The organism is Brevundimonas sp. UBA7506 (genome assembly GCF_002479495.1).
GTDB lineage: Bacteria > Pseudomonadota > Alphaproteobacteria > Caulobacterales > Caulobacteraceae > Brevundimonas.
This window is the reverse complement of the sequence record NZ_DLNQ01000010.1, coordinates 36,372-61,067: the sequence shown is the minus strand read 5'-3', so window position 1 is coordinate 61,067 and position 24,696 is coordinate 36,372. Positions and strand designations below refer to the sequence as shown.

The following is a 24,696-nucleotide window of genomic DNA, read 5'->3' as shown; positions in this document are numbered from 1 at the left end:
GGCGTTCTCCTCAATAGGCCAGCGCGTTGCCGTCCTTGCGCATCTCCGTCGCCGCGCCGTAGGTCCAGCGGCCCTGTTCGTTGATCTGCTTCATCACGTTCTGATAGCCGCCGAAGCCGCCGTCGGGCGGGCCGAGATCCCAGCCCATGGCGGTCAACTGCCTCTTGGTGGCTTCGGGGACCCCCGATTCCAGATGCAGCTTGCCGACGCCCTCGGCGGGCTGGCCGGTCGGCTCGGACGAGCCGTAGTGCTGCCAGCGCGGGCTGTCACCGGCCTGCTGCGGGTCCAGGCCATAGTCGACCATGTTGATGATGATCTGGGCCTGGCCCTGGGGCTGCATCCCGCCGCCCATGACGCCATAGGCCATCCAAGGCTCGCCGTCCTTGCAGGCGAAGCCGGGGATGATGGTGTGGAAGGGCCGCTTGCCCGGGGCATAGACATTGGGATGGCCGTCGGTCAGGGCGAACAGCTCGCCCCGATCCTGGAACATGAAGCCCAGGGTGCCTCCATCCGGACCGTCGGGCGTCAGGCCCGAGCCCATGCCGCGATAGTTGGACTGGATCCAGCTGACCATCATCCCGTCCTTGTCGGCCACGCTGAAATAGGTGGTGTCGCCCTGGGTCGGGGCGTCGCCGGGGAAGACGCGGTCCATGACGCGGTTCGGGTTGATCAGCTTCGCACGCTCGGCGGCGTAGGCCTTGGAGTTCAGCCAGGCCGTCGGGGCCTTGGCGAAGCGTTCGTCGGCGAAGTAGCGGGCGCGATCCTCGAAGGCCAGGCGCTTGGCCTCGGCCTGGACGTGGATCGAGGCGGCGGACTGGAAGCCCATGGCCTTGAGGTCGAACTGTTCGCAGATGTTCAGGATCTGGTTGGTCGACAGGCCCTGTGTGTTCGGCCCCAGGCTATAGACCTCGACCCCCCGATAGGTGGTCATCAGCGGTTCGACCCATTCGGTGCGATGGGCGGCCAGGTCGGCGCGGGTCATCCAGCCGCCGATGCGCTTGAAATAGCGCTCGATATGGTCGGCGATGGCGCCGTCATAGAAGGCGTCGCGGCCGCCCTCGGCGATCATGCGGTAGGTGCGGCCCAGGTCCGGGTTGGCGAAGATCTCGCCCGTCTTCGGCGTGCGGCCGTGGGGGCGGTACACCTTCTTGCGGTTGTCGTTCTCCTCGATCTGGGCGCTGGCGCGGTCGAAGCCGGCCATGTTGCGTTCCAGATACCAGGCGATGACCTCAGGCACGGGCACGCCCTGTTCGCACAGTTCGGCGACGGGAATCAGGACGTCCTTCCAAGGCAGCTTGCCGTAGCGCTGGTGGGCGCTCCACCAGGCGTCGACCGTGCCGGGCACGTTGACGGTCACCGCGCCGTACTTGGGCAGGTAGCCGTCGGGACCGGCCTTGGACCGGGCCGTGGCCAACGACAGGCCGCGCGGGCTGTTCCCCGAGCCGTTGAAGCCGACGACCTTCTTCTGGGCCGGGTCCCACATCAGGCCAAAGGCGTCGCCGCCGATGCCGTTGGCGGTGGGCTCAAGGAAACCGAGGGCGGCGTTGATGGCGATGGCGGCGTCGATGGCCGAGCCGCCGCGTCGCAGGGTGTCCAGACCGATCAGGGTGGCGGCGGGATGGGCCGTCGCCGCCGCGCCGTTGGCGCCCCAGACGGTCGAGCGGCCGACGAATTTCGGCCCCGTCACCCGGTCGCCGATGCCGACGCCGGCGTAGGGATCTGCGGGGCGAGACGAGGCGGCGGCGGCGGCTGCGGTGGCGGGCGCCGGCGTCGTCTGGGCGGCGACAGAGCCGGCCCCGGCCAGAAGGGCGCCCGCAGGCAAACTGGACAGGAAGGTGCGGCGACGCATGGCGGATTCCCCCGAAAACTGACGGTCTGCATCAAGGACCGGCATTGTCTCGGGGGCAAGCGGGGATGGCGTTCAGACCAAGAAAAAGGGCCGCTCCCGGAGGAGCGGCCCTGATTCATTCAGAGCGGAGCTAAGTCCTACTCGATGTCTTCGTTCAGCAGACCGACCTTGTAGAAGCCGTTTTCCTGAAGCTTGTTCATGACTTCCATGAACTGGTTGTACTTCACTTCCGGCTGGGCGCGGACGAAGACGCGCTCTTCGCGGCAGTCCGTCGTCACGTTCTGCGCGGCGCAGACGTCGGCCGGGAGGGTGGCGACCGAGGTTTCTTTCTCGGCGATGTAGATGCTGCCCGACTCCTGGATCGTGACGTACACGGGTTCCTTGGGCTTTTCATTGGTTTCGCTGGGGACCGCCGGCGGCAGGTCCAGCTTGATCGACACGGTGGCCAGCGGCGCGGCGACCATGAAGATGATCAGCAGCACCAGCATGATGTCGACGAACGGCGTGACGTTGATGTCAGCGTTCTGTTCGATCGTTTTGCCACCCTGGCCCGCGGGACCGGAAAGTTTAGAGCCCATACGCCGTCGTCTCCATCACAGCTCGCATTCTCCGGCGAGCAGCACTCAAAGGTATGGATCGTCTCTTGGCGTCCCGCGCCGGGCTTGTAAAGCCGTCTTGCGTGACGAATTCGCGTCAAAGGGCAATAAGATTGCCAAATCGGTCGTTTCGCAGGTGCGAGACGACCGGATCAAACCCCTTGCGACTCAGCCTCTTGTCCTCAGCCCCTGGCCAGCTTGAGGAAGCGGTCGGCCAGGGCCGGGTCGTCCTTGAAGGCGCCGGTGAAGCGGGTGGTGATGGTGGTGACGTGGCGGTGATGAACGCCGCGCGTGGTCATGCACTGGTGCGCCGCATCGACCAGGACGGCCACGCCGCGCGGCTGCAGGTGCGATTCGATGGCCTCGATGATGTCGTTGGTCAGGGTCTCCTGGTTCTGCAGGCGACGGGCGAAGATCTCGACCACGCGCGCCAGCTTGGAGATGCCCACGACCTTCTCGCCCGGCAGATAGGCGACGTAGGCCTTGCCGAGGAAGGGGGCCATGTGGTGCTCGCAGTGGCTCTCGATCTCGATGTCGCGCAGGATGACCATGTCGTCATAGCCGGTCACGTCCTCGAAGGTGCGCGACAACTCCCTGCCCGCATCGGCGTCGTAGCCGTCGAACCATTCGCCATAGGCGTCGACCACCCGCTTGGGCGTGTCGATCAGGCCGGGGCGCGAGGGATCGTCGCCCGCCCAGGCGATCAGGGTGCGCACGGCCTCCAGCGCCTGTTCGCGGCTGGGGCGCACGACGGCGGTCTCTTCGGTGACGAGGACGGGCTTGGCGGGCGAAGTGCTCATGAACTGATCCAGCGGGGCGGGGAGACCGCCAAGGCTACCTTTTACCAATCAAGTATGACTGTGTATCAGGCCGCTATATGGGACACGTCGTCCGTCCCGCAAGAAAACTCGCAAAAGACTGTCACCCATGCCGTTGCACATCCACGACACCCTTCGCCGTGAAAAGCGCGCCTTCACGCCGCGCGATCCGAACCGGGTGACGCTCTATGTCTGCGGCCCGACGGTCTATGACTACGCCCACATCGGCAATGCGCGTCCGCCGGTGGTGTTCGACGTTATGGTGCGACTGCTGCGCCGGACCTATGGCCCGGACAAGGTCGTCTACGCCCGCAACGTCACCGACGTGGACGACAAGATCAACGCCAAGGCGGCGAAGGAAGGGGTCGCCATCGGCGAGATCACGGCGCGCTACGAGGCAGCCTATCTGGCCGACATGGGCCTGCTGAACGTCAGTCCGCCCGACATCGCCCCCCACGTCACCGACTACATCGAGGCCATCACGGCCCAGATTCAGGCCATTATCGACGCCGGCAACGCCTATGCCGCCGAGGGTCATGTCCTGTTCGACGTCTCCTCCTATCCGTCCTACGGCGCGCTGTCGGGCCGCAATCTGGACGACATGATCGCCGGCGCCCGCGTCGAGGTCGCGCCCTATAAAAAGAACCCGCACGACTTCGTCCTGTGGAAGCCGTCCAAGGCGGACGAGCCGTCCTGGCCGAGCCCGTGGGGCGAGGGGCGTCCCGGCTGGCACATCGAGTGCTCGGCCATGATCGAGCAGACGCTCGGCCTGCCCATCGACATTCACGGCGGCGGCATCGACCTGGTCTTCCCGCACCACGAGAACGAGATCGCCCAGGGCGTCTGCGCCCATGGTCACGCCCACGGCGATCAGGCCCATGACGAATACGCCCGCTACTGGATGCACAACGGCTTCCTGACCGTGGACGCCGAGAAGATGTCCAAGTCGATCGGCAACGTCCTGTTGCTGCATGACCTGGTGAAGGCCATGCCGGGCGAGGTGGTGCGCTGGGCCCTGCTGAGTGCTCACTATCGTCAGCCGCTGGACTGGAACCAGACCCTGCTGGACCAGAGCCGCAAGAATCTGGACCGCCTCTACGGCGTCCTGCGCGACGCCGACGCCAGGCTGGCCGATTTCGACCTCTCCGTCCTGGAAGAGGCCGAGATGGAGCTGGCCGAGAACGCGCTGGACCCGGTGCTGGACGCGCTGGAGGACGACCTGAACACGCCGGGCGCCATCGCCCAACTGTTCGGTCTGGGCAACGCCCTGCGCGACCTGCTGAACGACGCCGAGGCCGACATCAACGACGTGGCCATGGCCCGCTGGAGCCTGGTCGAGGCCGCCGGCCTGCTGGGCGTGCTGGCCCTGACGCCGGATGAATGGTTCGAGGGCGGCGATCCGGCCCTGAAGGCCGAGGTCGAGGCCCTGCTGGAACAACGCGCCGTCGCTCGCGCCGAAAAGAACTGGGGCGAGGCCGACCGTATCCGCGATCGCCTGAACGAACTGAACGTCGTCGTCATGGACGGCCCGCAAGGCGCGACCTGGCGGGTGAAGGGGTAGGGGAGGCGGACGACGCGCGGGCGCAATCGCGGACCGGTGAATTCCGCATCCGCCCCGCTATCGTTTCCAACCGGTTAACCGTATTCAGGGCATAGGGGCGGGCTAGTAGTCGGATCGTCCCATGCGCGCGCCCCTGAACACTCTTCACGTCGCTGTCCTGATGGGCGGCCTGTCGTCGGAACGCGAGGTTTCGCTGTCCTCGGGCCGAGGCTGCGCCGACGCCCTGGAAGGGCAGGTCGCCAAGGTCACGCGTGTCGACGCGGGTCGCGATCTGGCCCAGGTGCTGACGGCGCTGAAGCCCGACGTCGTCTTCAACGCCCTGCATGGCGAGTGGGGCGAGGACGGCTGCGTCCAGGGCATCCTCGAGACCCTGCGCATTCCCTATACCCACTCCGGCGTCCTCGCCTCGGCCCTGGCCATGGACAAGGATAAGTCCAAGGCCGTGTTGCGCGCGGCGGGCGTTGTCGTCCCCGGCGGGGGCCTGTTCGACCGCAAGGCGGTGGCGGCGGATCACGTCATTGCGCCCCCCTATGTCATCAAGCCGAACGCTGAAGGCTCCTCGGTCGGCGTCTATGTCATCCAGCCGGGCGACGCGCCCTGCGCCATCGTCGGCGACGACAGCTGGACCTATGGCGACCTGGTCATGGTCGAGCCCTTCATCGCGGGCAAGGAACTGGCCGTGACGGTGCTGGGCGAGGCCGAGGGTCCGCGCGCCCTGACCGTCACCGACATCACCCCGACCAAGGGCTTCTACGACTACGAGGCCAAGTATGCGCCGGGCGGGTCCCGGCACGTCCTGCCCGCTGAGCTGCCGGCCCACGTTTTTGACAAGGCTTTACGTCAGTCGGAACTCGCTCATACGGCCATGGGCTGCCGCGGCGTGTCCCGGGCCGATTTTCGTTATGACGATGTTAACGACGTTCTCGTTCTTCTGGAGGTCAACACCCAGCCTGGCATGACGCCGACCTCGCTCAGTCCCGAGCAGGCGGCCTATGTCGGGATGGCGTATCGTGATCTGGTTCGGTGGATGGTGGAGGACGCCTCATGCCCGCGGTAGTGCGCGGCGGTCGGCGACAGGGTTCGACGAAGGGCAGGGGGCAGAGCTCCCGCAACGCTCCGCCCACGCCGGGCAAGGTCGCCGCCATCGGTCGGCTGGACCTCTCGCCGCGCGCCGTCCTGATCTCCATCGTGGCTGGCGTCGTCGTTCTGGGCGGGGTCCTGGCGACGGGCGCGCGCGCCGAGCGCATCTCCAACTCGGTCTCCAACCGCTTTGACAGCGTCACCTCGGGCATGGGTCTGAAGGTGAAAAATCTGCACGTCACCGGCGCCTCGCCCGAGGCCAGGGCGGCGATCCAGCAGGCCGTCGGCGTCAGCGCCGACCAGCCTATCGTCAGTCTGGATTTGAACGCCGTGCGCGACCGGGTGCAGGCCGTGGGCTGGGTCAAGGAGGCGCGCGTGGTGCGCCTGCTGCCCGACACCCTGATCGTCGACGTCAAGGAACATGACCGTCTGGCCGTCTGGCAGACCGGCGGCCACGCCTACGTCATCGACAGCCGGGGCCAGGTCATCCAGGGCGCCGACGCGGGCCGCTATCCCAAACTTCCGCTGGTCGTCGGCAAGGGCGCCGATCAGACCGCCGCCGAGATTCTGCCCCTTCTGGCCCAGCGCCCGCGCCTGATGGCGCGCGTTGAAGCCCTCGTCCGGGTGGACGAGCGCCGCTGGGACCTGCGCCTCAAGGACGGCGCCCTGATCCAACTGCCCGCCGTGGATCAGGACAGCGCGCTGATCCGCCTCGACGCGCTGGACCAGCGCGAACGCCTTCTCGATCTGGGCTTCGCCCGGGTCGATCTCCGCACGCCCGAGGAGGTCGCCGTCCGGCCCTCCGAAGGCGCCGTCTGAACAGAATACCCAGGACACGATCATCATGGCCGGACGCAGCCGAGACACGAACACGGATCAAGCCAAGGGCGCCCCGCGCGCTCCGGCCGTGGCCGCGCTCGACCTGGGCCAGTCCAAGGTCGCCTGCTTCATCATGAAGCCCGAGGGCGTACGCCACGCCGACCGCACCATCCGCGTGGCGGGCGCCAGCCACGTTCAGTCGCGGGGCGTGCGCGGCGGGGCCATCGTCAACATGGACGAAGCGGCCCAGGCCATCGGCCACGCCGTTGAGCGCGCCGAGCGCGCCGCCGGCTCGCCCGTCTCCGGCGTCATCGTCACCACGGCCATCGGCCAGATGGCCAGCCATCGGGTGCAGGCCCGCGTCTCGCTGGGCGCCCATCCGATCAGCGACGGCGATCTGGCCCGCGCCATCGGCATGGCCCTGGCCCAGATCCGCCTGCCCAACCGCCGCCCCATCCACGTCCTGCCCATCGCCTGGTCGGTGGACGGGGCGCGCGGCGTCCATGATCCGCGCTCGATGCGCGGCGGCTCGCTGGGGCTGGATCTGCTGGTCGTCTCCATGTCCGAAAGCTCCTTCGGCGCTCTCAGCCACTGCCTCGAACTGGCTCACCTTGACCTGCAAGGCGTGGCCGCCGCCCCGGTCGTCTCCTCGCTCGCCGCGCTGGAAGAGGACGAGATGGAACTGGGCAGCGTCTGCATCGACATGGGCGGCGGCTCGACCTCGGCGGCGGTCTGGGGCGGGCGCAGCCTGCTGCACATCGAATCGCTGAACGTCGGCGGCGATCACGTCACCGCCGACATCGCGCGCGGCCTGTCGACCTCCAAGGTCGGCGCCGAACGTCTCAAGACCCTGCACGGCTCGGCCATGGCCAGCGCCAACGAGGACCGCGAGATGCTGGAGGCCCCGCCGCGCGGCGAGGATCCGTCCGCCGGCCCCGTCATCGTGCCGCGCGCCATGCTGAAGACCGTCATCGCCCCCCGCGTCGAGGAAACGCTCGAACTGCTGCGCGACCGGCTCAAGCACGCCGGCGTCGGCATGGACCCGGGCGCGGGCATCGTCCTGACCGGCGGCGCCAGCCAGCTGAACGGCGTGCGTGAACTGGCGGTGCGCGTCTTCGACCGCCCCGTCCGCCTGGGCAAGCCGCAACGCGCGCCCCACCTGGCCGACGCCGCCTCCGGCCCGGCCTTCTGCTCGGCCTCGGGCGTCCTGCTGCGCGCCGCCTACGGCCCGCGCGAGGCCGTTTCGGCCCGCAAGCTCATGTCCCGTCAGATAACTGCCGCCGACGCCCCCAAGGTGCACCGCGGCGGCATGGTGGCCCGCGCCGCCGGCTGGCTGCGCGACAACCTGTAGGGCCTGAGTGGCTTGCAACGGCTCGGGGTTGCGGCTTTTCCGCGCAAATCGGCCGGTTGCAGCCCGCGTTGATCGCGTGAGCGACGATTAAATTGCGTCGCTCAAGGTGACTGGCGGCCAGAATCCGAAAAATTTTTCCACCTAGGGCGCGTTCATTGCAAATGTTCACGCTCATCGAACGTTTTTCGGCTGTCTGTGACCTTAGTGTGTTCTGATTGTAACAGTTCTGGCGCGCAATCGCCTGATTTGGGTCGCAATCATTGTTCGCCGGGCAATTTCGATTAAACGGAGCAGTTAGGCACGTGGTCGTTCGGCGACCGCGGTGTTGTGTCATTTTCCATTTGGGGGTCCCGACTAATGCATCTGAAGCGCAATTTCCTGTTTGGGACGACTGTCCTTGCGGGTCTGATGGCGGCGTCGGCTCCGGCGTTCGCTCAATCGGCCCAGCCGGCGCAGTCGGAACAGGCCACGACGGTTGAGGAAATCGTCGTCACCGGTTCGCGTATCCGTCGCGACCCGACGACCGCTCCGACCCCGCTGATCCAGGTCAGCCGCGAGACCCTGCTGACCACGGGTCAAAACACGGTCATCGACTATCTGGCTACCATTCCGGCCCTGATGAACTCGCAGGTTCCGTCCGACACCACGGCGGGCGTCCTGAACGCCGGCGGCCTGTCGCTGCCGAACCTTCGCTCGCTGGGCTCGGGCCGCACCTTGACCCTGGTTGACGGTCGTCGCCACGTGGGTTCGCCGCAGGGCACTCTGGCTGTCGACGTCGACACCATCCCGCGCCTGCTTATCGAAAGCGTGGAAATCGTCACGGGCGGCGCCTCGTCGGTTTACGGCGCCGACGCCGTTTCCGGCGTGCTGAACTTCAAGCTGCGCAAGGACTTTGAAGGTCTGGAACTCGACGCGCGTTGGGCTCAGCTCAACGACGGCGGTCAGGATTCGGAACGCGTTTCGGTTCTGGCGGGCAAGAATTTCTTTGATGATCGTCTGAATGTCTACGGCTTCGCCGAATATGAGCGCCTGGACGAAGTCCTGGCCTCGGACATTGATTGGCTGGGAGAAGCCTGGGGCCTGGTCACGCGCGACACCGACACGGCTGCGCAGCCCTATGACGGCATCATGGATACGCAACTGTATCGTGATCGTCGCAGCCTGCAGATCATGAAGTGGGGTCAGGTTACCCTGGCTAACAACTACCAGCCCAGCGCCCTGAACAACCCGAACGTCATTCCGACCGGTCAGTGCACCACCACCTCGATCACCTCTGCTTCGTGCTTTGGCGTTGCTCCGGGCAAGACCTACGTCTTCAACGGCACCAGCGCGCGCTTGGCCGACTTCGGTAACTGGGTTCAGGTGAACGGCGTCAACCGCGTGACGAATGTCGGCGGCGACGGCGAGAACCCCAACACGACCTTCAACGTCGATTCCACCCTGCCGCAATCCGAGAACGCTCGCTTCCAGGTCGGTGCGAACTTCAAGATCACGCCCAACATCAACCTGTATGCTGAGGCCAAGTACGTCGATGAAACGACGAACCTGGCCACGGGTAACTCGTTCGGCGACATCTATATTTCGGACACGCTGAACGCCAACAACTCGATGCAGATCCTCAGCACGTCGGCCTATACGACGCGCACGGACAACGCCTTCCTGCCGGCTGAACTGGCCGCCGCCATCCGCAACAACCGCGCGACCACCTACGGCGCCGCCAGCGCGACGGCTCCTGGTGCGGTCACCGGCGATACGGCTGCTCCGTTCGCTCGTTACTCCGCCTGGCTGCTGGACCGCCCGCAGACCAACGAGAAGCAACTGCAGCGCTACGTTCTGGGTCTGAACGGCAACGCCGGCGATGTCAGCTTCGTCAAGAACCTGGACTGGGACATCGGCTACACCTACGGCCGTATGGACAACCTGAACGTCGAGCGCGGTCTGGACATCGAGCGCTTCTCGTACGCCATGGACGCCGTGCGCGACACGGCGGGCGTGCTCGGCCAAGCCGGCGCCATCGTCTGCCGCGTGCAGCTGCTGACTGCAAACGGCGGCACTGTGACTAACCGCAACCCGAACGTCGGCGGCACGCTGAACGCCAACTCGGACGTGGTGAAGAACTGTAAGCCGCTGAACGTCTTCGGCGCCGGCAACCAGAGCGCTGAAGGCCTTAACTACGTCCGCGCTCAACTGCAGATCGAGCAGGTCAACGAGCAGCACGACGCCGTGGCTTCGGTCTCGGGTCAGCTGTGGGACTTCTGGGGCGCCGGCCGTATCGGCCTGGCCCTGGGCGCCGAGTACCGCAAGGAGTACACTGAAGGACTGGGCCGTAGCCGCTCGTTGGGTACCACCTACGCCCAGCTGAACGGCGGCGCCGACTTCATGCCGGCCGAGTATGAGACGAAGGAAGCCTTCGCGGAGCTCTCGATCCCGCTGATGCGCGACTCCTTCCTGGGCGACTATGCTGAACTGAGCGCCAGCTATCGCTACAGCGACTTCTCGACCTTCGGCGAAAGCGACGTCTATGGCGTGAACCTGGTCTATCGTCCGATCCCGGACATCGCTTTCAAGACCAGCTTCAACACCTCGGTTCGTGCGCCGACCCTGTCGGAGACGAACTCGCCGTTCACGCAGACCTTCCTGAACTTCAACGATCCCTGCGCCACCCTGGCTATCCAGAACATGGCGGACCGTGAGAAGGCGGCCAACCGCGTCGTCAACTGCGCGGCCCTGGCGCAGCAGTTCGGCCTGACGTTCAACTTCACGGACCCGACGGCGGCCAACGCCTATCGTCCGGACTATGGTTCGAGCGTCGCGGGCAAGAACGGCGGCAACCCGTTCCTGAAGCCGGAAGAGTCGGAATCCTTCACCTTCTCGACGGTTCTGAAGCCGCGCTTCATCCCGAACTTCTCGCTGGTGCTCGACTACTACGAGATCCAGATCGACAATGTGATCGCTGCTGTGACCGCCCAGGTCGCCGCCGAAAACTGCGTCAGCGGCCCCGGCCTGAACGCCAGCGCCTGCGCCACCCTGACCCGCACCGGCGTCAACGATCCGAACACGCCGCGCGACGACCGCTTCCTGCTGATCGACTTCATCCAGAGCTCGATCAACTACGCCAAGCGTAACGTTCGTGGTCTGGACTTCACGACGAACTACACGTTCGACACGGAAGAAATGATCGGTCGCAACTGGGGTCGTTTCACCCACAGCCTGAACGGTTCGTGGCTGATCGAGCAGAAGAACTTCAACAACATCGAGAACCCGTACGACTACACGGAACTCTCGAGCAACCTGTTCTATCCGCGCGTTCGCTTCTCCTCGACCCTGACCTGGCAGACGCCGATCGAGCCCCTGCGCATCAGCTGGGTGGCCGACTGGCAAACCGCCCAGGACATCGTGCGTGAACGTGACTTCGTGCAGAACGCCGACCAGCGTGAGACGAAGTACATGGACAGCGAGAACTTCCTGCGGAACGACTTCTCGGTCCGTTACCAACTGCGCGAAGACCTGACCGTGACGGGTACGGTCCAGAACGCCTTCGACGCCGAACAGGCGCGCTGGCTGGGCGCGACCCTGTACTCGAACTTCGACCCCTATGGTCGTCGCTACTCGATCAGCCTGAACTACCGTCCCTGGTAAGTTCGGTCTGAACTGAAACGGAAGGGCGGCTCGAAAGAGCCGCCCTTTTTGTTTGCGGGTTAAACGCCGTCGCTGAAAAATGAAGGAAATCTGCGGCCAAGCTGAGGATGCGGGCTTTCAAACCTTCCGACTCATATTACCGGAGTAACACTCCGTTAACTCAAAAGGGGTTTTCCTTAACACGCTCATAACCAATGCGATTCGGCGGGGATTTCGCGTTGGGGTTAACGGGCAGGGTCGGAAAGTCGGAACAAGAACATGTCTCTCTCGCTGGTGAAGCCGCAACACACGGAACTGAAGCCCCGGATCGTCGTCTTCGGCGTCGGCGGCGCGGGCGGAAACGCCGTGAACAACATGATCGACGCCGGCCTTGAAGGGGTCGAGTTCGTCGTCGCCAATACCGACGCCCAGCACCTCAGCTTCGCCAAGACCGACCGCCGCATTCAACTGGGCGAGACCATCACCCAGGGTCTCGGCGCCGGCGCCCACCCCGAAGTCGGCATGAACGCCGCCGAGGAGAGCGCGGACGAGATCCACGCGCACCTGGATGGCGCGCACATGGTCTTCATCACCTGCGGCATGGGCGGCGGCACCGGCACCGGCGCGGCCCCCGTCATCGCCAAGTGCGCCCGCGACCGCGGCATCCTGACCGTGGGCGTCGTCACCAAGCCCTTCACCTTCGAAGGCCGTCACCGCATGCGTCTGGCGGACTCGGGCGTCGCGGAGCTGCAACGCTACGTCGACACCCTGATCGTCATCCCGAACCAGAACCTGTTCCGCGTCGCCAACGAGCGCACGACCTTCGCCGACGCCTTCGGCATGGCCGACCAGGTCCTGCACTCGGGCGTCCGCTCGATCACCGACCTGATGATCCTGCCGGGCCTGATCAACCTCGACTTCGCCGACGTCCGCGCCGTCATGTCCGAAATGGGCAAGGCGATGATGGGCACGGGCGAGGCCACGGGCGACGACCGCGCCCTGCTGGCGGCCCAGAACGCCATCGCCAACCCGCTGCTGGACGAAACCAGCCTCAAGGGCGCCAAGGCCGTGCTGGTGAACATCACCGGCGGTCTGGACATGACCCTGCTGGAAGTGGACGAGGCCGCCAACGCCATCGCCGCCGAAGTGGACGGCGACGCCAACATCATCTTCGGCGCCGCCTTCGATCCGGCCCTGGACGGCAAGATCCGCGTCTCGGTCGTCGCCACCGGCATGGACGAGGCCGTCATCCAGAAGATCGAGCCCCAGGGTTCGGCCTTCTCGGACCGCCGTCCGACCGCGGCCGCGCCGCGTCAGCCGGAAGTCCGCATCGACCCGGTTCGCGAACCGGCCCGCGCGCCCGAGCCCGCTCCGGTCTATGAGGCCCCGGCCGCCCGCGCCGCGCCCGAGCCGCGCCCGGAACCCGTCATCCACGACGCGCCCCGCAATCTGGAGCCGATCGTCGATCCCTGGGTCGAAGAGTACGAATCCGGCGCCGTTCGCGCGGAACCCGCCGCCGCCTCGCAGGGCGATCTCTACTTCGACCGTGGTCAGCAACAGCAGCCGCAAGCCCGTCCGGCCCCGCGCCGCGAAGAGCCGGTCGCGGAAGAAGAATACTACGACGACCGTGATCACCGCCGCAGCGGCTGGAGCCTGTTCGGCAAGAAGCGCCAGCAGCCGCAACAGCAGCAGTCGCAGCCGTCCTATGCTCCGTCGCCGTCGTCCAATCGCACGACCCAGCAGCTGCGCCAGTCCCAGTCGGTCCAGCCGACCCTGGACTATCAGGCCGGCCAGGCTGAGGACGACGACCTGGAAATCCCGTCCTTCCTTCGCCGCCTCGCGAACTGATCGGACGAAGCCCTGATTGAAGCGCCCCGGAGCCTGGCTCTGGGGCGTTTTGCGTTGTCATGGGCTGTCGCGAGACCGAAACATTTCGAAACCCATCTTTCATTTCGCGCTTGAGCCGTCGTGGCTAAACGACAGGCGAGGCGAACTCCGCACGACTGCGCGGAGCCGCGCAACACAGAGAGTTTCAGCTTGTCGGTCCGTAACGACCATCACGAACAGACCATCGTCGCCCCGGCCATCACGGCCGGCGTGGGCGTCCATACCGGCCAGCGCGTCAAGCTGGTCGTGCGTCCGGCTGCGCCCGGCGCGGGCATCGTCTTCGTGCGCACCGACATCACGGATCGCGACAATCGTATCCCCGTTTCGGGCGAGGCCGTCGTCGATGCGCGCCTGAACACCATGATCGAGAACGCGGCGGGCGTGCGCCTGTCGACCATCGAGCACCTGATGGCCGCCCTGTGCGCGCTCGGCGTCTCCAACGCCGTGATCGAGGTCGACGGCCCCGAACTGCCGATCCTGGACGGCTCGGCCCTGCAGTTCGTGCAGTTGCTCGATCGCGCCGGTTTCCGCCGTCAGGAAGCCCCGATCCGCTACATCGAAATCCTTAAGCCGATCCGGGTGGAGGAGGGCGACAAGTCCGCCGTCCTTCTGCCCTGCGACCGCTACGAGATGCGCTTTGAGATCGACTTCCCCACGCCGGTCATCGGCAATCAGGTGGTGGATTTCGTCGTGGACGAGGCGACCTTCCGCTCGGACATCATGGCCGCCCGCACCTTCGGCTTCGCCCATGAGGTCGAGGCCCTGCGTCAGGCTGGTCTGGCGCGCGGCGGCAGCCTGGAAAACGCCGTGGTCATCGACGGCGACGAGATATTGAACCCTGGCGGTCTGCGCATGGAACGCGAGTTCGTGCGCCACAAGGCCTTGGACGCCATCGGCGACCTCTACGTCCTCGGCGCGCCCCTGCTGGGCCGCTACGAAGGCGTCAAGGCGGGCCACGCCCTGAACAACAAGCTGGTCCGCGCCCTGCTGGCCCAGCCCGACGCCTGGCGCGAAACCACCCGCGTCCCCGACATGGCGATGGCGGGCTAAGCACCCTTTTCCTCCCCATTGGGGAGGTGTCGCGGCGCGATAGCGACGTGACGGAGGGGGCAGCTCGACGTCAGCCTTCTGTGTCGCCCCTCCACCGCTGCGCGGTCCCCCTCCCCACAAGTGGGGAGGAGAGAATCAGATCAGCGTGATCGCGCTCACCAACCGCCCGAAATCCGGCTCTCCCGCCAAGAAGGCGCGACGGTTCGAGTAGAACCGCGCCGCATCCGCGCGGGTGTCGTTGCCGGTCCAGGCGGCGTCGCCGACGCCGGACTGCTCCAGCCGCCACAGGACGAAGCCGGGCAGGTCGAACAGGCGCTTGTCCTCCGCAGCGCCGGGGGCGAAGAAGCGTTCGCTGCCGGGATCATGGTGCGCGAAGCGCTCTTGATAGTCGGCGCCGACCTCATAGCTGGCCTGGGCGATGCAGGGGCCGACCACGGCGACCATGCGCTCGGGGCGAGCGCCAAGCGACTCCATCGCCGCGACGGTCGAGTGGATGATCCCGCCCAGGGCGCCCTTCCAGCCCGCATGGGCCGCGCCGACCACGCCGGTCTCGGCGTCGGCGAACAGGACAGGGGCGCAGTCGGCGGTCAGGACGGAGGCAATGGGCCCGCGCACGGCGCTGACCACGGCGTCGCCCTCCGGGCGTTCCCCGGCCCAGCCCGCCTCGGCCACGCGAGCCACGGCGGAGTGGATCTGATAGCAGCCGCACAGGTCATCCAGCTCGCCGCCCATCCATTCGGCGACGCGGCGACGGTTCTCGGCGACCGCCGCCGGATCGTCCTTGGACCCGACGCCCGTATTCAGCCCGGCGTAGATGCCCTCTGACGCGCCGCCCTGGCGGGTGAAGAAGCCGTGGCGCACCCCGGCCTTGTCGAGCAGGGGGTGGGTGATGGGGCTCAGGCTCATGCGGCCTCCAGCGAGTTACGGGCGGCGTTGACGGCGGCCTCGACGGCCTTGCGGGCCTGAGGGCTGTTCTTCCAGCAGGTCGAGCCCAGGCTGACGGCGGCCCCGGCGCAGACCACGGCGGGATCGGCCTGGGCCAAACGTTCAAAGGCGCCCAGACCCTGCTCCTCCAGCCGCTCGACGACCTTGGGGCCGACGCCCTTCACGGCCAGAAGCACGGCCCGTTCCTGGTCGGAAAAACCCATCGTCACACTCCCTGCGGAAACAGGCCGCAGTCCTCAGAAGCCCGGCAGGGCCAGCGCGCGGGGCGAGAAGATCGCCGCCGCCTTGAACAGTTCGCCCATCTGGTCCGGCGCGGTCAGGCGGTCCAGCTGGCGCTGGATGACCGGGGCGGCGTCGGGGCGGGCCTGCATCAACCTCTGGGCGCGGGCTTCGATCCCCAGAGCCTTGAGGAAGGCGCCCTGACTGACGCAGCCGGTGACATCCGCCCCCGTCCGCACGGCGGCCTCCAGCACCAGCGGATAGTCCGCCCACTGCGTTAGGTCGGCCTCGCCCGGCGTCGTCAGCGGATCGACCTTCTGATGCCGTCTCAGGCCCTGCAGGGTGTCGCCTGCGCCCGGTTGGCTGCGGCCATAGTCGATCAGCAGGGCCGCGCCCGAGGCGGCCTTGACCAGGGTGGCCAGATCGCGCGCGAAGGCCGCCTGCTGCTCCGAAATCTCGACCACCTGACCCGGCTCGACGTCATACTCGGGCCGGTCGAAGCCGCCGGAGATGGCGACCAGACCGAAGGTCAGCTCATTGTCGTCAGTGACGCCGACGCGGCGCTCGGCCCAGCCGCCCTCTGTCTTCATGAACTGGCGCGCGGGCATGCAGTCCAGCACCTCGTTGCCGATCAGGATGACCGGGGCGTCGGTCTCTATCTGGTGCAGGGCGCTGAGCCAGCGCGGGTGGACGTCGGCGTCGGCCAGCCGCCGCGCCTGCTCGGCCCGCAGTGGTGCGCTGGGCTCGATCAGGATCAGGTCCACGGCCTCGAGGAAGCCGGGGACCAGCCGCGCGGCCCGCAGGGCGTCGGACATCAGCGTCCCGTCGCCCGGCCCGATCTCGACCAGCCGCACCCGCTCGGGCGCGCCCAGACGGCTCCAGGTCTCGACGGCCCACAGGCCGATCAGTTCGCCGAACATCTGGCTGACCAGGGGGGCGGTGATGAAGTCGCCGCCTTCGCCCAGGGCCGGTCGGGTCGCGTAATAACCGCTCTTGGGGTCGTGCAGGCAACGCGTGACATAGTCCGCCACCGTCATCGGCCCGGTCAGTACGATCTCGCGGACCAGACGGTCCTTGAGGGTCTCGGTCATGACGCCTTACGCCTCCGTGACGGCCGGCTTCTTCAGCGCCCGCCAGATCAGCCAGGCGCCGACCAGCATCATCGGGATCGACAGGATCATGCCCATGGTCAGGCCCAGCGGCAGGTGCTCGAACCCGGCGTCCGGCTGGCGCACGTTCTCCAGCGTGGCGCGGCAGACGCCGTAGCCCAGCAGGAACAGGCCGGTGACGAAGCCCGGACGCTTCAGCATCCGCCATTTCCAGATGGCCAGGGACAGGATGGCGAACAGCAGCAGGCCTTCGAGGCCCGCTTCATACAGCTGGCTAGGGTGGCGCGGCTCGTTGCCGGCGGGGCAGAAGCCGTACATCTGTTCGATGCGGGCGTTGCAGAAGCGGATGGCCCAGGGAACCGTCGTCTCGCGGCCCCACAGCTCGCCGTTGATGAAGTTGGCGATGCGGCCGAAGAACAGGCCCAGCGGCGCGACCGGCGCGATCAGGTCGCCCAGGCTCAGCGGATTGATTTTCTGGCGGTTGGCGTAGATCGCAATGGCGATGACGACGCCCAGGAAGCCGCCGTGGAAGCTCATCCCGCCGGTCCAAAGTTGCAGCAACTCCAGCCGTTCGCCCCAGCTGTCGCCGGTGAACAACTGTGCGAACATGGCCGGCTTGTAGAAGAGGGCGTAACCGAACCGGCCGCCCAGGATGACGCCCAGGGTGATCCACAGCACCAGATCGTCCAGTTGCGGTCCCGTCACCGGCGGCTTGCCCGGCGCCCACAGGCGCTCCGTCTTGGCCAGACGCGAGGCGTACCACCAGCCCAACACGATCCCGGCGACATAGGCCAGGGCGTACCAGCGGATGGGCAGGGGGCCGAGATGGATCAGGACAGGGTCGAATTCGGGGAAGGGCACAGGGCCTCCGTCAGCGCCGTTTGGGACCCGAAATCATCTAGCAAGCGAGACCGCATTCGTCGCGCGCTTTTCCCGCGAAGCAGTTTATAGCCGGTTCGGACGGCAAGGTTTCGTTCACCCAATTTACGGCGCCATTAACCATATACTGGTGTGGCAAAGACGCGAGAGTTCATCATGCAGACGCGCAATCCGATCCTCGACGAGTTCGCCAAGCTGACGACGGGCGCCATGGGTCTGGCCCAGGCCGCGGGCGACGAGGCCAAGGCCGCCTGGCGCGCCCAGACCGATCGTTTCGTCGCCGAGATGGACCTGGTCCGTCGCGACGAGTTCGACGTGCTGAAGGACGAGATCGCCGCCCTGCGCGCCGAGATCGCCGAGCTTAAGGCTCAGAAATCGCCCGCGAAAAAGACGCCGAGCGGAACGTCCACAGCCGCGAAGCCTGACGCTGACGCCGCCGGTTGAGCCGAATCTGCGAACACGTTTACCGTTCGTTTGCAGGTCGTGAGTCGCGACCCTCGAGTTAAGATTGTGAACCCCTGATGGATGCAGCCCGACCCGAAGAGGTCGACGTTCCCTACGACCCCCTGGATGTCGTGGAGCACGTCCTCAACGCGGAGAACCTGCCGTTCGACCGCACGGACGACGGCGACCTCGCCTTCGCCCTGGCCGGCGACTGGAAGGACTATGAGCTGTGGTTCGCCTGGCGGCCCGAGGGCGACTGCCTTCAACTGTGCTGCGCCCTGGACCTGCGGGTGATGAAGACGCGCCGCGCCGCCGCCTATGAACTGGTGTCGATGATCAACCAGCGCACTTGGCTGGGGCATTTCGAGGTCTGGCCGGACGAGGGCGAGATCGTCTTCCGTCATTCGCTGGCCCTGCCGCACAGCGAGCGCCCGACCCTGGCCCAGGCCGCCTCCATGATCGACGCCGCCATCGAGGCCGCCGATCGCTACTACCCCGCCTTCGACTTCATGGTGCGCGGCTCCAAGAAGGCGCAGGAAGCTATCGACGCCTGCCTGTTCGAAACCGTGGGCACCGCCTAATGAGCCGCCCGGTCGTCCTGCAAGGCGTAGGGCGGCTGGGCTCGGCCATCCTCGAAGGCTGGCTGAAGACCGGCGCGGTCGATCCCGCCGACCTCATCATCCTGACCCCGTCCGAAAAGCCCGCCGCCGAGGCGGCCCGGGCCCTGGGCGCGCGGATCAATCCGCCGCTGGCAGCCTTGGCGGACGCCCGCGCCTTCGTCATCGGCGTGAAGCCCGCCAAATGGTTCGAGGCTTCGCGCCCGGTCCTGCCGCACCTTTCGCCCGACGCCGTCATCGTCTCGGTCATGGCCGGGGTGAGAGGCGAGACCATTTCCGAGGGCTTCGACGGTCGTGCCGTCGTCCGCATCATGCCGACCACCGGCGTGGCCCAGGCTCAGGGCGTGGCGACCATCTGGGCCGCTGACGCCGCCGCCCGCGCCGTGGGCGAGGCCCTGTTCGCTGCCATCGCCGAGACGGTTCATCTGGACGAGGAAGCCGCCATGCACGCCGCGACGGCTGTGTCCGGCTGCGGCCCGGCCTATTTCTTCGCCTTCACCCGCGCCCTGGCCCAGGCCGGGGTCGAGGAAGGTCTGACGCCCGAGGCCGCCGTGCGGCTGGCCCGCGCCACCCTGCGATCCGCCGCGGCGGGCGTGGAAGGAACCGAGGCGCTGGACGCCCTGATCGACCGCGTGGCCTCGCCCGGCGGCGTGACCCAGGCGGGCCTTGTGGCCCTGAATGCAAACGGCGCCCTCGACCGGGCGGTCGAGAGCGCCGTTCAGGCGGCTGTGGCCAAGTCGACTGAACTCAGCGGCTGACCGTCAACGTTTGACGTAACGGCCGTCGGCCAGGTTGCGGGCCAGACGGTCATAGGCGGTGCCGGCGTCCTGCCAGGTGCTGTAACCGAGCACATCCGCCAGACTGGTTGAATAATAGTCGTATTTCACCGGTTGTACGTCACCGTTGGCCATGGTCACCGTGCCTTCAATGGCGGCGCCGCCGATCGAGATGCTGCGGATGGGGTCCAGGCCCGGCTTGTCGCTGATCTGCTGCATCGTCGGCCGGTTGGGCTTCAGGTCGGTGATCGTCAGCTCAATCCGCGCGCCGTCCAGGGCATGGCGCTGCGTCAGGACGCGCGTGACCTTGGCCGTCAGGTCATCGACCTGTTGTTGAACATCGCGCTGTCCCAGTTCTTCAGCGGTCTTGGCGAAGTCGGGACTGACGGTGACGACCACGGCTGAAGGCTGGGCCGAGGCGGCGCCGGCCAGCGCCAGGGCGGCGGTCATTGGTGCAAGAAAGGCGAAGTTACGCATCATACGGACTCCTGATCCAGGCCCCCCTGGAACAGGTGCAAGATGGCGATGATTTTACAGCCACGCCAGAGGGAGGCGCGATTTATCCCGGCAGGCGGATCGAAGCCTTCAGTCCGCCCAGGTCGCTGCGGCTCAGGGTGATGTCGCCGCCATGGCCGCGCGCCACGTCGCGGGCGATGGCCAAGCCGAGACCGACGCCCTTGCTATTCTGATTGCGCGAGGCGTCCAGCCGGGAAAAGGGCCGGAAGGCCTCCTCGTGCATGTCTTCCGGGATGCCTGGACCGTCGTCCTCGACCGCGATCTCGATCCCCCCCGAGGGAAGGGGGCGGGCCGACAACCGCACGTGTTCGCCGTGAGAGGCGGCGTTGCCGGCCAGATTGTTCAGGGCGCGACGGAAGGCGAGGGGACGCAACTGCGCGTCCAGTTCGTCAGGAGTCTCAAGCGTGACCTCGGCGCCGGCGCGGCGGGCGTCATCGGCGGCGCGGCGCAGCATTTCGGGGATCGAGACCATTTGCATCGCTTCTCCGGCCTCGCCGCGGGCGAAGGCCAGGTACTCGTCGATCATGTGCTCCATCTCGTCCAGGTCGCCCTTCATCGCCTCGGCGCGCTTGAACGGCGGGGCCAGGGCCAGTTCCAGCCGCAGACGGGTCAGGGGCGTGCGCAGGTCGTGGCTGACCGAGGCCAGCAGGGCGGTGCGCTGGTCGATATGACGCTGGATGCGGGCGCGCATGTCGAGGAAGGCCGAGGCGGCTGCTCGAACCTCGCGCGCGCCGTGCGGCTTGAAGCGCGGCACGCTCTCGCCCCGGCCAAAGGCCTCGGCGGCGTCGGCCAGGCGCTCGATGGCGCGCACCTGGTTGCGGATGAACAGCACCGCCACGCCCAGCAACAGGATGGTGGCGATCATCAGCCATAGGACGAAGATGTGCGCCTGGGTCGCCACGGCCCGTTCGCGCGGGGCGATGACGCGCAGCACGCCGTCGGGCTCCTGCACGCGGATGTCGACATAGGCGGGGTAGCGGGTCGTATCGAACCAGAAGGGCTGGTCCAGGCGCGAGGCCAGGGCCTTTTCCATGGTGCGATCAACCACGCCGATGGCGCCGCGCCGCTGTTCCCGTGGCAGGCTGGCGCCTTCCTGGAAGGCGACCGACAGCTGCATGGAGCGCTCGGCCCGGTCGGCGATGACGGCCAGGTTCTGCGCGGTGGGCTCGTCGCGATAGCTCTCGGCGGCCCAGGCCACGTCTCCGGCCAAACCCTCGGACAGGCGCGCGGTCACGGCCTGCCAGTGGGCGTCGAAGAAGGCCCAGGTCACGGCCCCCTGCATGATCAGCACCGGCAGGACGATGATCAGCAGCGATCGGCCCCACAGCGAGGTCGGCAGGCGGCGCTTGATCACTCGCGCCCAGACGTTGAACGGCAGCAGCCGCATGACGCGATCAGTCCGGCGCCAGCATGTAGCCGACGCCGCGCACGGTCTGCAGATAGCGCGGGTTCTTGGGATCGGCTTCCAGCTTGCGGCGCAGGCGCGTCACCTGGACGTCGACGGCGCGGCCGGTGATGTCGGCGGTGTCGGGCGACAGGTTCATCCGCTCGACCGGCGAATGCGCGTGGATGGCCAGGGTCTTCAGCAGTTGCGCCTCGGCCTCGGTCAGGCGTTGCAGTTCGCCGTCGCGGGTCAGCTCCAGCCGCTCCATGTCGAAGACCGCCGGTCCCATGTGGATCTCGCGGGGGGTCATCGGCTTGCCGCCGGTGCGGCGCAGGATGGCCTCGACCCGCAGCGCCAGTTCGCGCGGATCAAAGGGCTTGGACATATAGTCGTCGGCCCCGCGCGACAGGCCCTCGATGCGGTCGTTGGGGTCGCCCTTGGCGGTCAGCAGCAGGACGGGGGTCTTGGACAGCGAGGCCTGGCTACGGATCCAGCTGGTCAGGTCAAAACCGCTTTCGCCCGGCATCATGACGTCCAGCACGATCAGGTCGAACTCGATCAGCTCGACCAGACGCCGCGCCGCGCCCGCGTGGGCGGCGCCCGTGACGCGATAGCCCTCGCGCGTCAGGAACTCTTTGAGCAGCTCGCGGATTCTGTCGTCGTCGTCGACGACCAGCAGATGGCGGCCGGCGCCGGGAGCAGCGATGGGGCCGGAGCGGCCGTTCGAGCGCGTATCAGTCATGTCTTAGGCGATCCTGCCGAACGCAAAGGCGTTGACGGCGGCGGGAGAGAAGAGTGTAACCGGACCACATCCCGAGGAGACGTTATTCAATGGCCTTCGTTCCTTTCGACGATCGTGACGGCTGGATCTGGTTTGACGGCGCGTTCGTGCCCTGGAGGGACGCGAAAACGCACGTTCTGACCCATGGCCTTCACTACGGCTCGTCGGTGTTCGAGGGTGAGCGTATGTATGGCGGCGAAATCTTCAAGCTGACGGCGCACAGCCAACGGCTGAAGCGCTCGGCCGAGCTGCTGGACTTCGACATTCCATACAGCGTGGCCGAGATCGACGCCGCCTGCAAGGAAACCTGTGAAAAGAACGGTCTGACCGACTGCTACATTCGTCCGGTGGCCTATCTGGGCGCCGAGCAGCTGAGCGTCTCCTCGCTGAACAGCAAGGTCCACCTGGCTATCGCGGCCTGGGAATGGCCCAGCTATTTCGACCCCGAGGTCAAGAAGAAGGGCATCCGTCTGGAGTGGGCCAAGTGGCGCCGCCCCGACCCGGCCACCGCCCCCTCGACGGCCAAGGCCGGCGGCCTCTACATGATCTGCACCATGTCCAAGACGGCGGCTGAGAAGCGCGGCTTCGCCGACGCCATGATGCTGGACTGGCGCGGCTATGTCGCCGAAGCCACCGGCGCCAACGTCTTCTTCGTCCAGAACGGCGCCCTGCACACCCCGCGCGTGGACCACATCCTGGACGGCATCACCCGCCAGACCGTGATCGAGATGGCCCAGGCCAAGGGCATCGAGGTGGTGATCCGCGACATCCTGCCGGAAGAGCTGTCGAGCTTCTCGGAATGCTTCCTCACCGGCTCGGCCGCCGAGGTCACCCCGGTCAGCGAAATCGGCGACTATCGCTTCACGCCGGGCGAACTGTCGCTGACCTTGATGGACGACTACGGCAAGCTGGTCCGCGGCCAGCTCTGATCGGAACAGGCGGAGGGCTCACCCTCCGCCTTTTTCTTGCACGCCTTCAGCGCGGGAGCCGAGGCCGGGCGCGGCAGGACGCCGCATGCGCTCTTGACCAGAGGGCGCGCGGTAGCGTTCAAGCAGATTTCAAGGGCGGCTGCTGGCCGTCGGCCGGTCGCGGAGCCGCCTTTTCCATGTTCAGCCTTCTGAACCTGCAGAGCCTGTTCGGCCTGATCGTCATCATCGCCGTCTGCTGGGCCCTGTCCGAGAACCGCAAGCTCTTCCCGTGGCGTCTGGCCATCGGGGCGGTGCTGGTGCAGGCGGCCCTGATCCTGGCGACCTTCGCCATTCCCGGCTCGCAGGTGGTGCTGGACGGCATCAACAACGCCGTGAAGGGACTGGAGCTGGCGACCGAGGAGGGGACCAAGTTCGTCTTCGGCTATCTGGCGGGCGGGGATCAGCCCTACGCCGTGGCCAATGAAGGCGCCCTGTTCACCTTCGCCTTCAAGGTTCTGCCGCTGATTCTGGTGATCTCGGCCCTGTCGGCCCTGCTGTGGCACTGGAAGATCCTGAAGTGGATCACCCTAGGCTTCGGCTTCCTGTTCCAGCGCACCATGGGTCTGGGCGGCGCCTCGGCCCTGGCGGTCGCGGCGAACGTCTTCCTCGGCATGATCGAGAGCCCCATCGTCATCCGCGCCTATCTGGACAAGCTGACCCGCTCGGAACTGTTCCTGATGATGGTGGTGGGTCTGGCCACCGTCGCCGGCTCGACCATGGTGGCCTACGCCACCATTCTGTCGCCGGTGCTGACCAATGCGGCGGGCCACGTCCTGGTCGCCTCCATAGTTTCGGCCCCGGCGGGCGTCCTTCTGGCCCGCGTCATGATCCCCGAGAAGCCGGGCGAGGGCGGGGCGGTCGCCGACTACAACTCGGCGCTGAAGTACGACAGCTCCATCGACGCCATCGTCAAGGGCACGTCGGACGGCCTGATGGTGGTGCTGAACATCTCGGCCGTGCTGATCGTTTTCGTGGCCCTGGTGGCCCTGGCCAACGTCATGCTGGGCGCCTTCTGGATCGGCGGGGAACCGTTGAGCGTCGAGCGCATCCTAGGCGTGGTCTTCGCCCCCGTCGCCTGGCTGACCGGGGTGGAATGGGCGGACGCCCACACCGCCGGCTGGCTGCTGGGCGTCAAGCTGACCCTGACCGAGTTCGTCGCCTTCATCAAACTGGGCGCGGTGCCCGACGGCGAGATGAGCGAGCGCACCCGGATGCTGATGACCTACGCCCTGTGCGGCTTCGCCAACATCGGTTCGGTGGGCATCACCGTCACCGGACTGTCGGTGCTGATGCCCGAGCGCCGCGAAGAAGTTCTGGGTCTGGTGTGGAAGGCCCTGCTGGCGGGCTTCCTGGCCACCCTGATGACCGCCTGCATCGTCGGGGCCTTGCCCGCCTCCGTCTTCGGACAGTAGCCTTTCTGACGATCACC

The 24,696-nt window shown here is 66.8% G+C and carries 22 protein-coding genes; 12 read left to right on the top strand and 10 right to left on the bottom strand.

Features of this window, described 5'->3' with window-relative positions; translation table 11 throughout:
- Positions 1 to 10: 10 nt before the first annotated feature.
- From B3K53_RS09215 to folE, 3 genes are all read right to left on the bottom strand, one after another.
- Positions 11 to 1,849, bottom strand: coding sequence for a gamma-glutamyltransferase family protein (locus B3K53_RS09215; RefSeq protein WP_292083929.1), 1,839 nt, complete (start codon positions 1,847 to 1,849; stop codon positions 11 to 13).
- A 137-nt stretch (positions 1,850 to 1,986) separates the two neighbouring features.
- Positions 1,987 to 2,427: a biopolymer transporter ExbD gene (locus B3K53_RS09210; protein ID WP_292083928.1), complete on the bottom strand. Its 441-nt coding sequence runs from the start codon at positions 2,425 to 2,427 to the stop codon at positions 1,987 to 1,989.
- 200 nt (positions 2,428 to 2,627) lie between these two features.
- Positions 2,628 to 3,245, bottom strand: a complete 618-nt coding sequence (gene folE / locus B3K53_RS09205) for a GTP cyclohydrolase I FolE (RefSeq protein WP_292083927.1) — start codon at positions 3,243 to 3,245, stop codon at positions 2,628 to 2,630.
- A gap of 127 nt (positions 3,246 to 3,372) precedes the next feature.
- On the opposite strand from folE, the gene cysS reads away from it, so the two are divergent.
- The 7 genes from cysS to lpxC all read left to right on the top strand — a co-directional run bounded on the left by cysS (position 3,373) and on the right by lpxC (position 14,629).
- Positions 3,373 to 4,824 (top strand): cysteine--tRNA ligase, encoded by a 1,452-nt coding sequence (gene cysS / locus B3K53_RS09200; RefSeq protein WP_292083926.1) that lies wholly within the window; start codon positions 3,373 to 3,375, stop codon positions 4,822 to 4,824.
- Between the two features lie 121 nt (positions 4,825 to 4,945).
- A complete protein-coding gene (locus tag B3K53_RS09195) occupies positions 4,946 to 5,881 on the top strand; it encodes a D-alanine--D-alanine ligase (protein ID WP_292083925.1) in 936 nt (311 codons plus the stop codon).
- Positions 5,869 to 6,723, top strand: a complete 855-nt coding sequence (locus B3K53_RS09190) for a cell division protein FtsQ/DivIB (protein ID WP_292083924.1) — start codon at positions 5,869 to 5,871, stop codon at positions 6,721 to 6,723. Before B3K53_RS09195 ends, B3K53_RS09190 begins: the two co-directional genes overlap by 13 nt.
- 25 nt (positions 6,724 to 6,748) lie before the next feature.
- Positions 6,749 to 8,074, top strand: coding sequence for a cell division protein FtsA (gene ftsA / locus B3K53_RS09185; protein WP_292083923.1), 1,326 nt, complete (start codon positions 6,749 to 6,751; stop codon positions 8,072 to 8,074).
- Positions 8,075 to 8,482: 408 nt separating this feature from the next.
- Positions 8,483 to 11,713 carry a TonB-dependent receptor domain-containing protein gene (locus tag B3K53_RS09180; protein ID WP_292083922.1) on the top strand — a complete coding sequence of 1,077 codons (3,231 nt, stop codon included), beginning with the start codon at positions 8,483 to 8,485 and terminating at the stop codon, positions 11,711 to 11,713.
- A 258-nt stretch (positions 11,714 to 11,971) separates the two neighbouring features.
- Complete coding sequence (ftsZ, locus tag B3K53_RS09175) at positions 11,972 to 13,540, top strand: cell division protein FtsZ (protein WP_292083921.1); 1,569 nt, start codon at positions 11,972 to 11,974, stop codon at positions 13,538 to 13,540.
- A 189-nt stretch (positions 13,541 to 13,729) separates the two neighbouring features.
- Positions 13,730 to 14,629: a UDP-3-O-acyl-N-acetylglucosamine deacetylase gene (lpxC, locus tag B3K53_RS09170; protein ID WP_292083919.1), complete on the top strand. Its 900-nt coding sequence runs from the start codon at positions 13,730 to 13,732 to the stop codon at positions 14,627 to 14,629.
- 135 nt (positions 14,630 to 14,764) lie between these two features.
- Here the strand turns inward: lpxC and pgeF are convergent, their stop codons facing one another.
- Genes pgeF through lgt form a run of 4 tightly spaced genes read right to left on the bottom strand, consistent with a single transcriptional unit; the run spans position 14,765 to position 17,763 of the window.
- Entirely contained in the window at positions 14,765 to 15,535 is a 771-nt protein-coding gene (gene pgeF / locus B3K53_RS09165; protein ID WP_292083918.1) for a peptidoglycan editing factor PgeF, read from the bottom strand.
- Complete coding sequence (locus B3K53_RS09160) at positions 15,532 to 15,777, bottom strand: helix-hairpin-helix domain-containing protein (protein ID WP_292083917.1); 246 nt, start codon at positions 15,775 to 15,777, stop codon at positions 15,532 to 15,534. The genes pgeF and B3K53_RS09160 overlap by 4 nt, the downstream gene beginning before the upstream one ends.
- Before the next feature lie 33 nt (positions 15,778 to 15,810).
- Entirely contained in the window at positions 15,811 to 16,884 is a 1,074-nt protein-coding gene (locus B3K53_RS09155) for a class I SAM-dependent methyltransferase (protein ID WP_292083916.1), read from the bottom strand.
- A 6-nt stretch (positions 16,885 to 16,890) separates the two neighbouring features.
- Positions 16,891 to 17,763, bottom strand: coding sequence for a prolipoprotein diacylglyceryl transferase (gene lgt, locus B3K53_RS09150; protein ID WP_292083915.1), 873 nt, complete (start codon positions 17,761 to 17,763; stop codon positions 16,891 to 16,893).
- Between the two features lie 174 nt (positions 17,764 to 17,937).
- Between lgt and B3K53_RS09145 the strand changes: the two genes are divergently transcribed.
- The 3 genes from B3K53_RS09145 (at position 17,938) to B3K53_RS09135 (ending at position 19,600) form a co-directional block, all read left to right on the top strand.
- Positions 17,938 to 18,225 carry an accessory factor UbiK family protein gene (locus B3K53_RS09145; protein ID WP_292083914.1) on the top strand — a complete coding sequence of 96 codons (288 nt, stop codon included), beginning with the start codon at positions 17,938 to 17,940 and terminating at the stop codon, positions 18,223 to 18,225.
- A gap of 77 nt (positions 18,226 to 18,302) precedes the next feature.
- Positions 18,303 to 18,806, top strand: a complete 504-nt coding sequence (locus tag B3K53_RS09140) for a YbjN domain-containing protein (protein WP_292032930.1) — start codon at positions 18,303 to 18,305, stop codon at positions 18,804 to 18,806.
- Complete coding sequence (locus tag B3K53_RS09135; protein WP_292083913.1) at positions 18,806 to 19,600, top strand: pyrroline-5-carboxylate reductase family protein; 795 nt, start codon at positions 18,806 to 18,808, stop codon at positions 19,598 to 19,600. The genes B3K53_RS09140 and B3K53_RS09135 overlap by 1 nt, the downstream gene beginning before the upstream one ends.
- A gap of 3 nt (positions 19,601 to 19,603) precedes the next feature.
- Here the strand turns inward: B3K53_RS09135 and B3K53_RS09130 are convergent, their stop codons facing one another.
- From B3K53_RS09130 to B3K53_RS09120, 3 genes are all read right to left on the bottom strand, one after another.
- Entirely contained in the window at positions 19,604 to 20,098 is a 495-nt protein-coding gene (locus tag B3K53_RS09130; protein ID WP_292083912.1) for a hypothetical protein, read from the bottom strand.
- 79 nt (positions 20,099 to 20,177) lie between these two features.
- Positions 20,178 to 21,521, bottom strand: coding sequence for an ATP-binding protein (locus B3K53_RS09125; protein ID WP_292083911.1), 1,344 nt, complete (start codon positions 21,519 to 21,521; stop codon positions 20,178 to 20,180).
- A gap of 7 nt (positions 21,522 to 21,528) precedes the next feature.
- A complete protein-coding gene (locus B3K53_RS09120; RefSeq protein ID WP_292083910.1) occupies positions 21,529 to 22,260 on the bottom strand; it encodes a response regulator in 732 nt (243 codons plus the stop codon).
- 89 nt (positions 22,261 to 22,349) lie between these two features.
- Here B3K53_RS09120 and B3K53_RS09115 point away from each other — a divergent pair, with 89 nt between their 5' ends.
- Positions 22,350 to 23,228, top strand: a complete 879-nt coding sequence (locus tag B3K53_RS09115; protein ID WP_292083909.1) for a branched-chain amino acid aminotransferase — start codon at positions 22,350 to 22,352, stop codon at positions 23,226 to 23,228.
- A 176-nt stretch (positions 23,229 to 23,404) separates the two neighbouring features.
- Positions 23,405 to 24,679, top strand: coding sequence for a NupC/NupG family nucleoside CNT transporter (locus B3K53_RS09110; protein WP_292083908.1), 1,275 nt, complete (start codon positions 23,405 to 23,407; stop codon positions 24,677 to 24,679).
- Positions 24,680 to 24,696 lie beyond the last annotated feature (17 nt).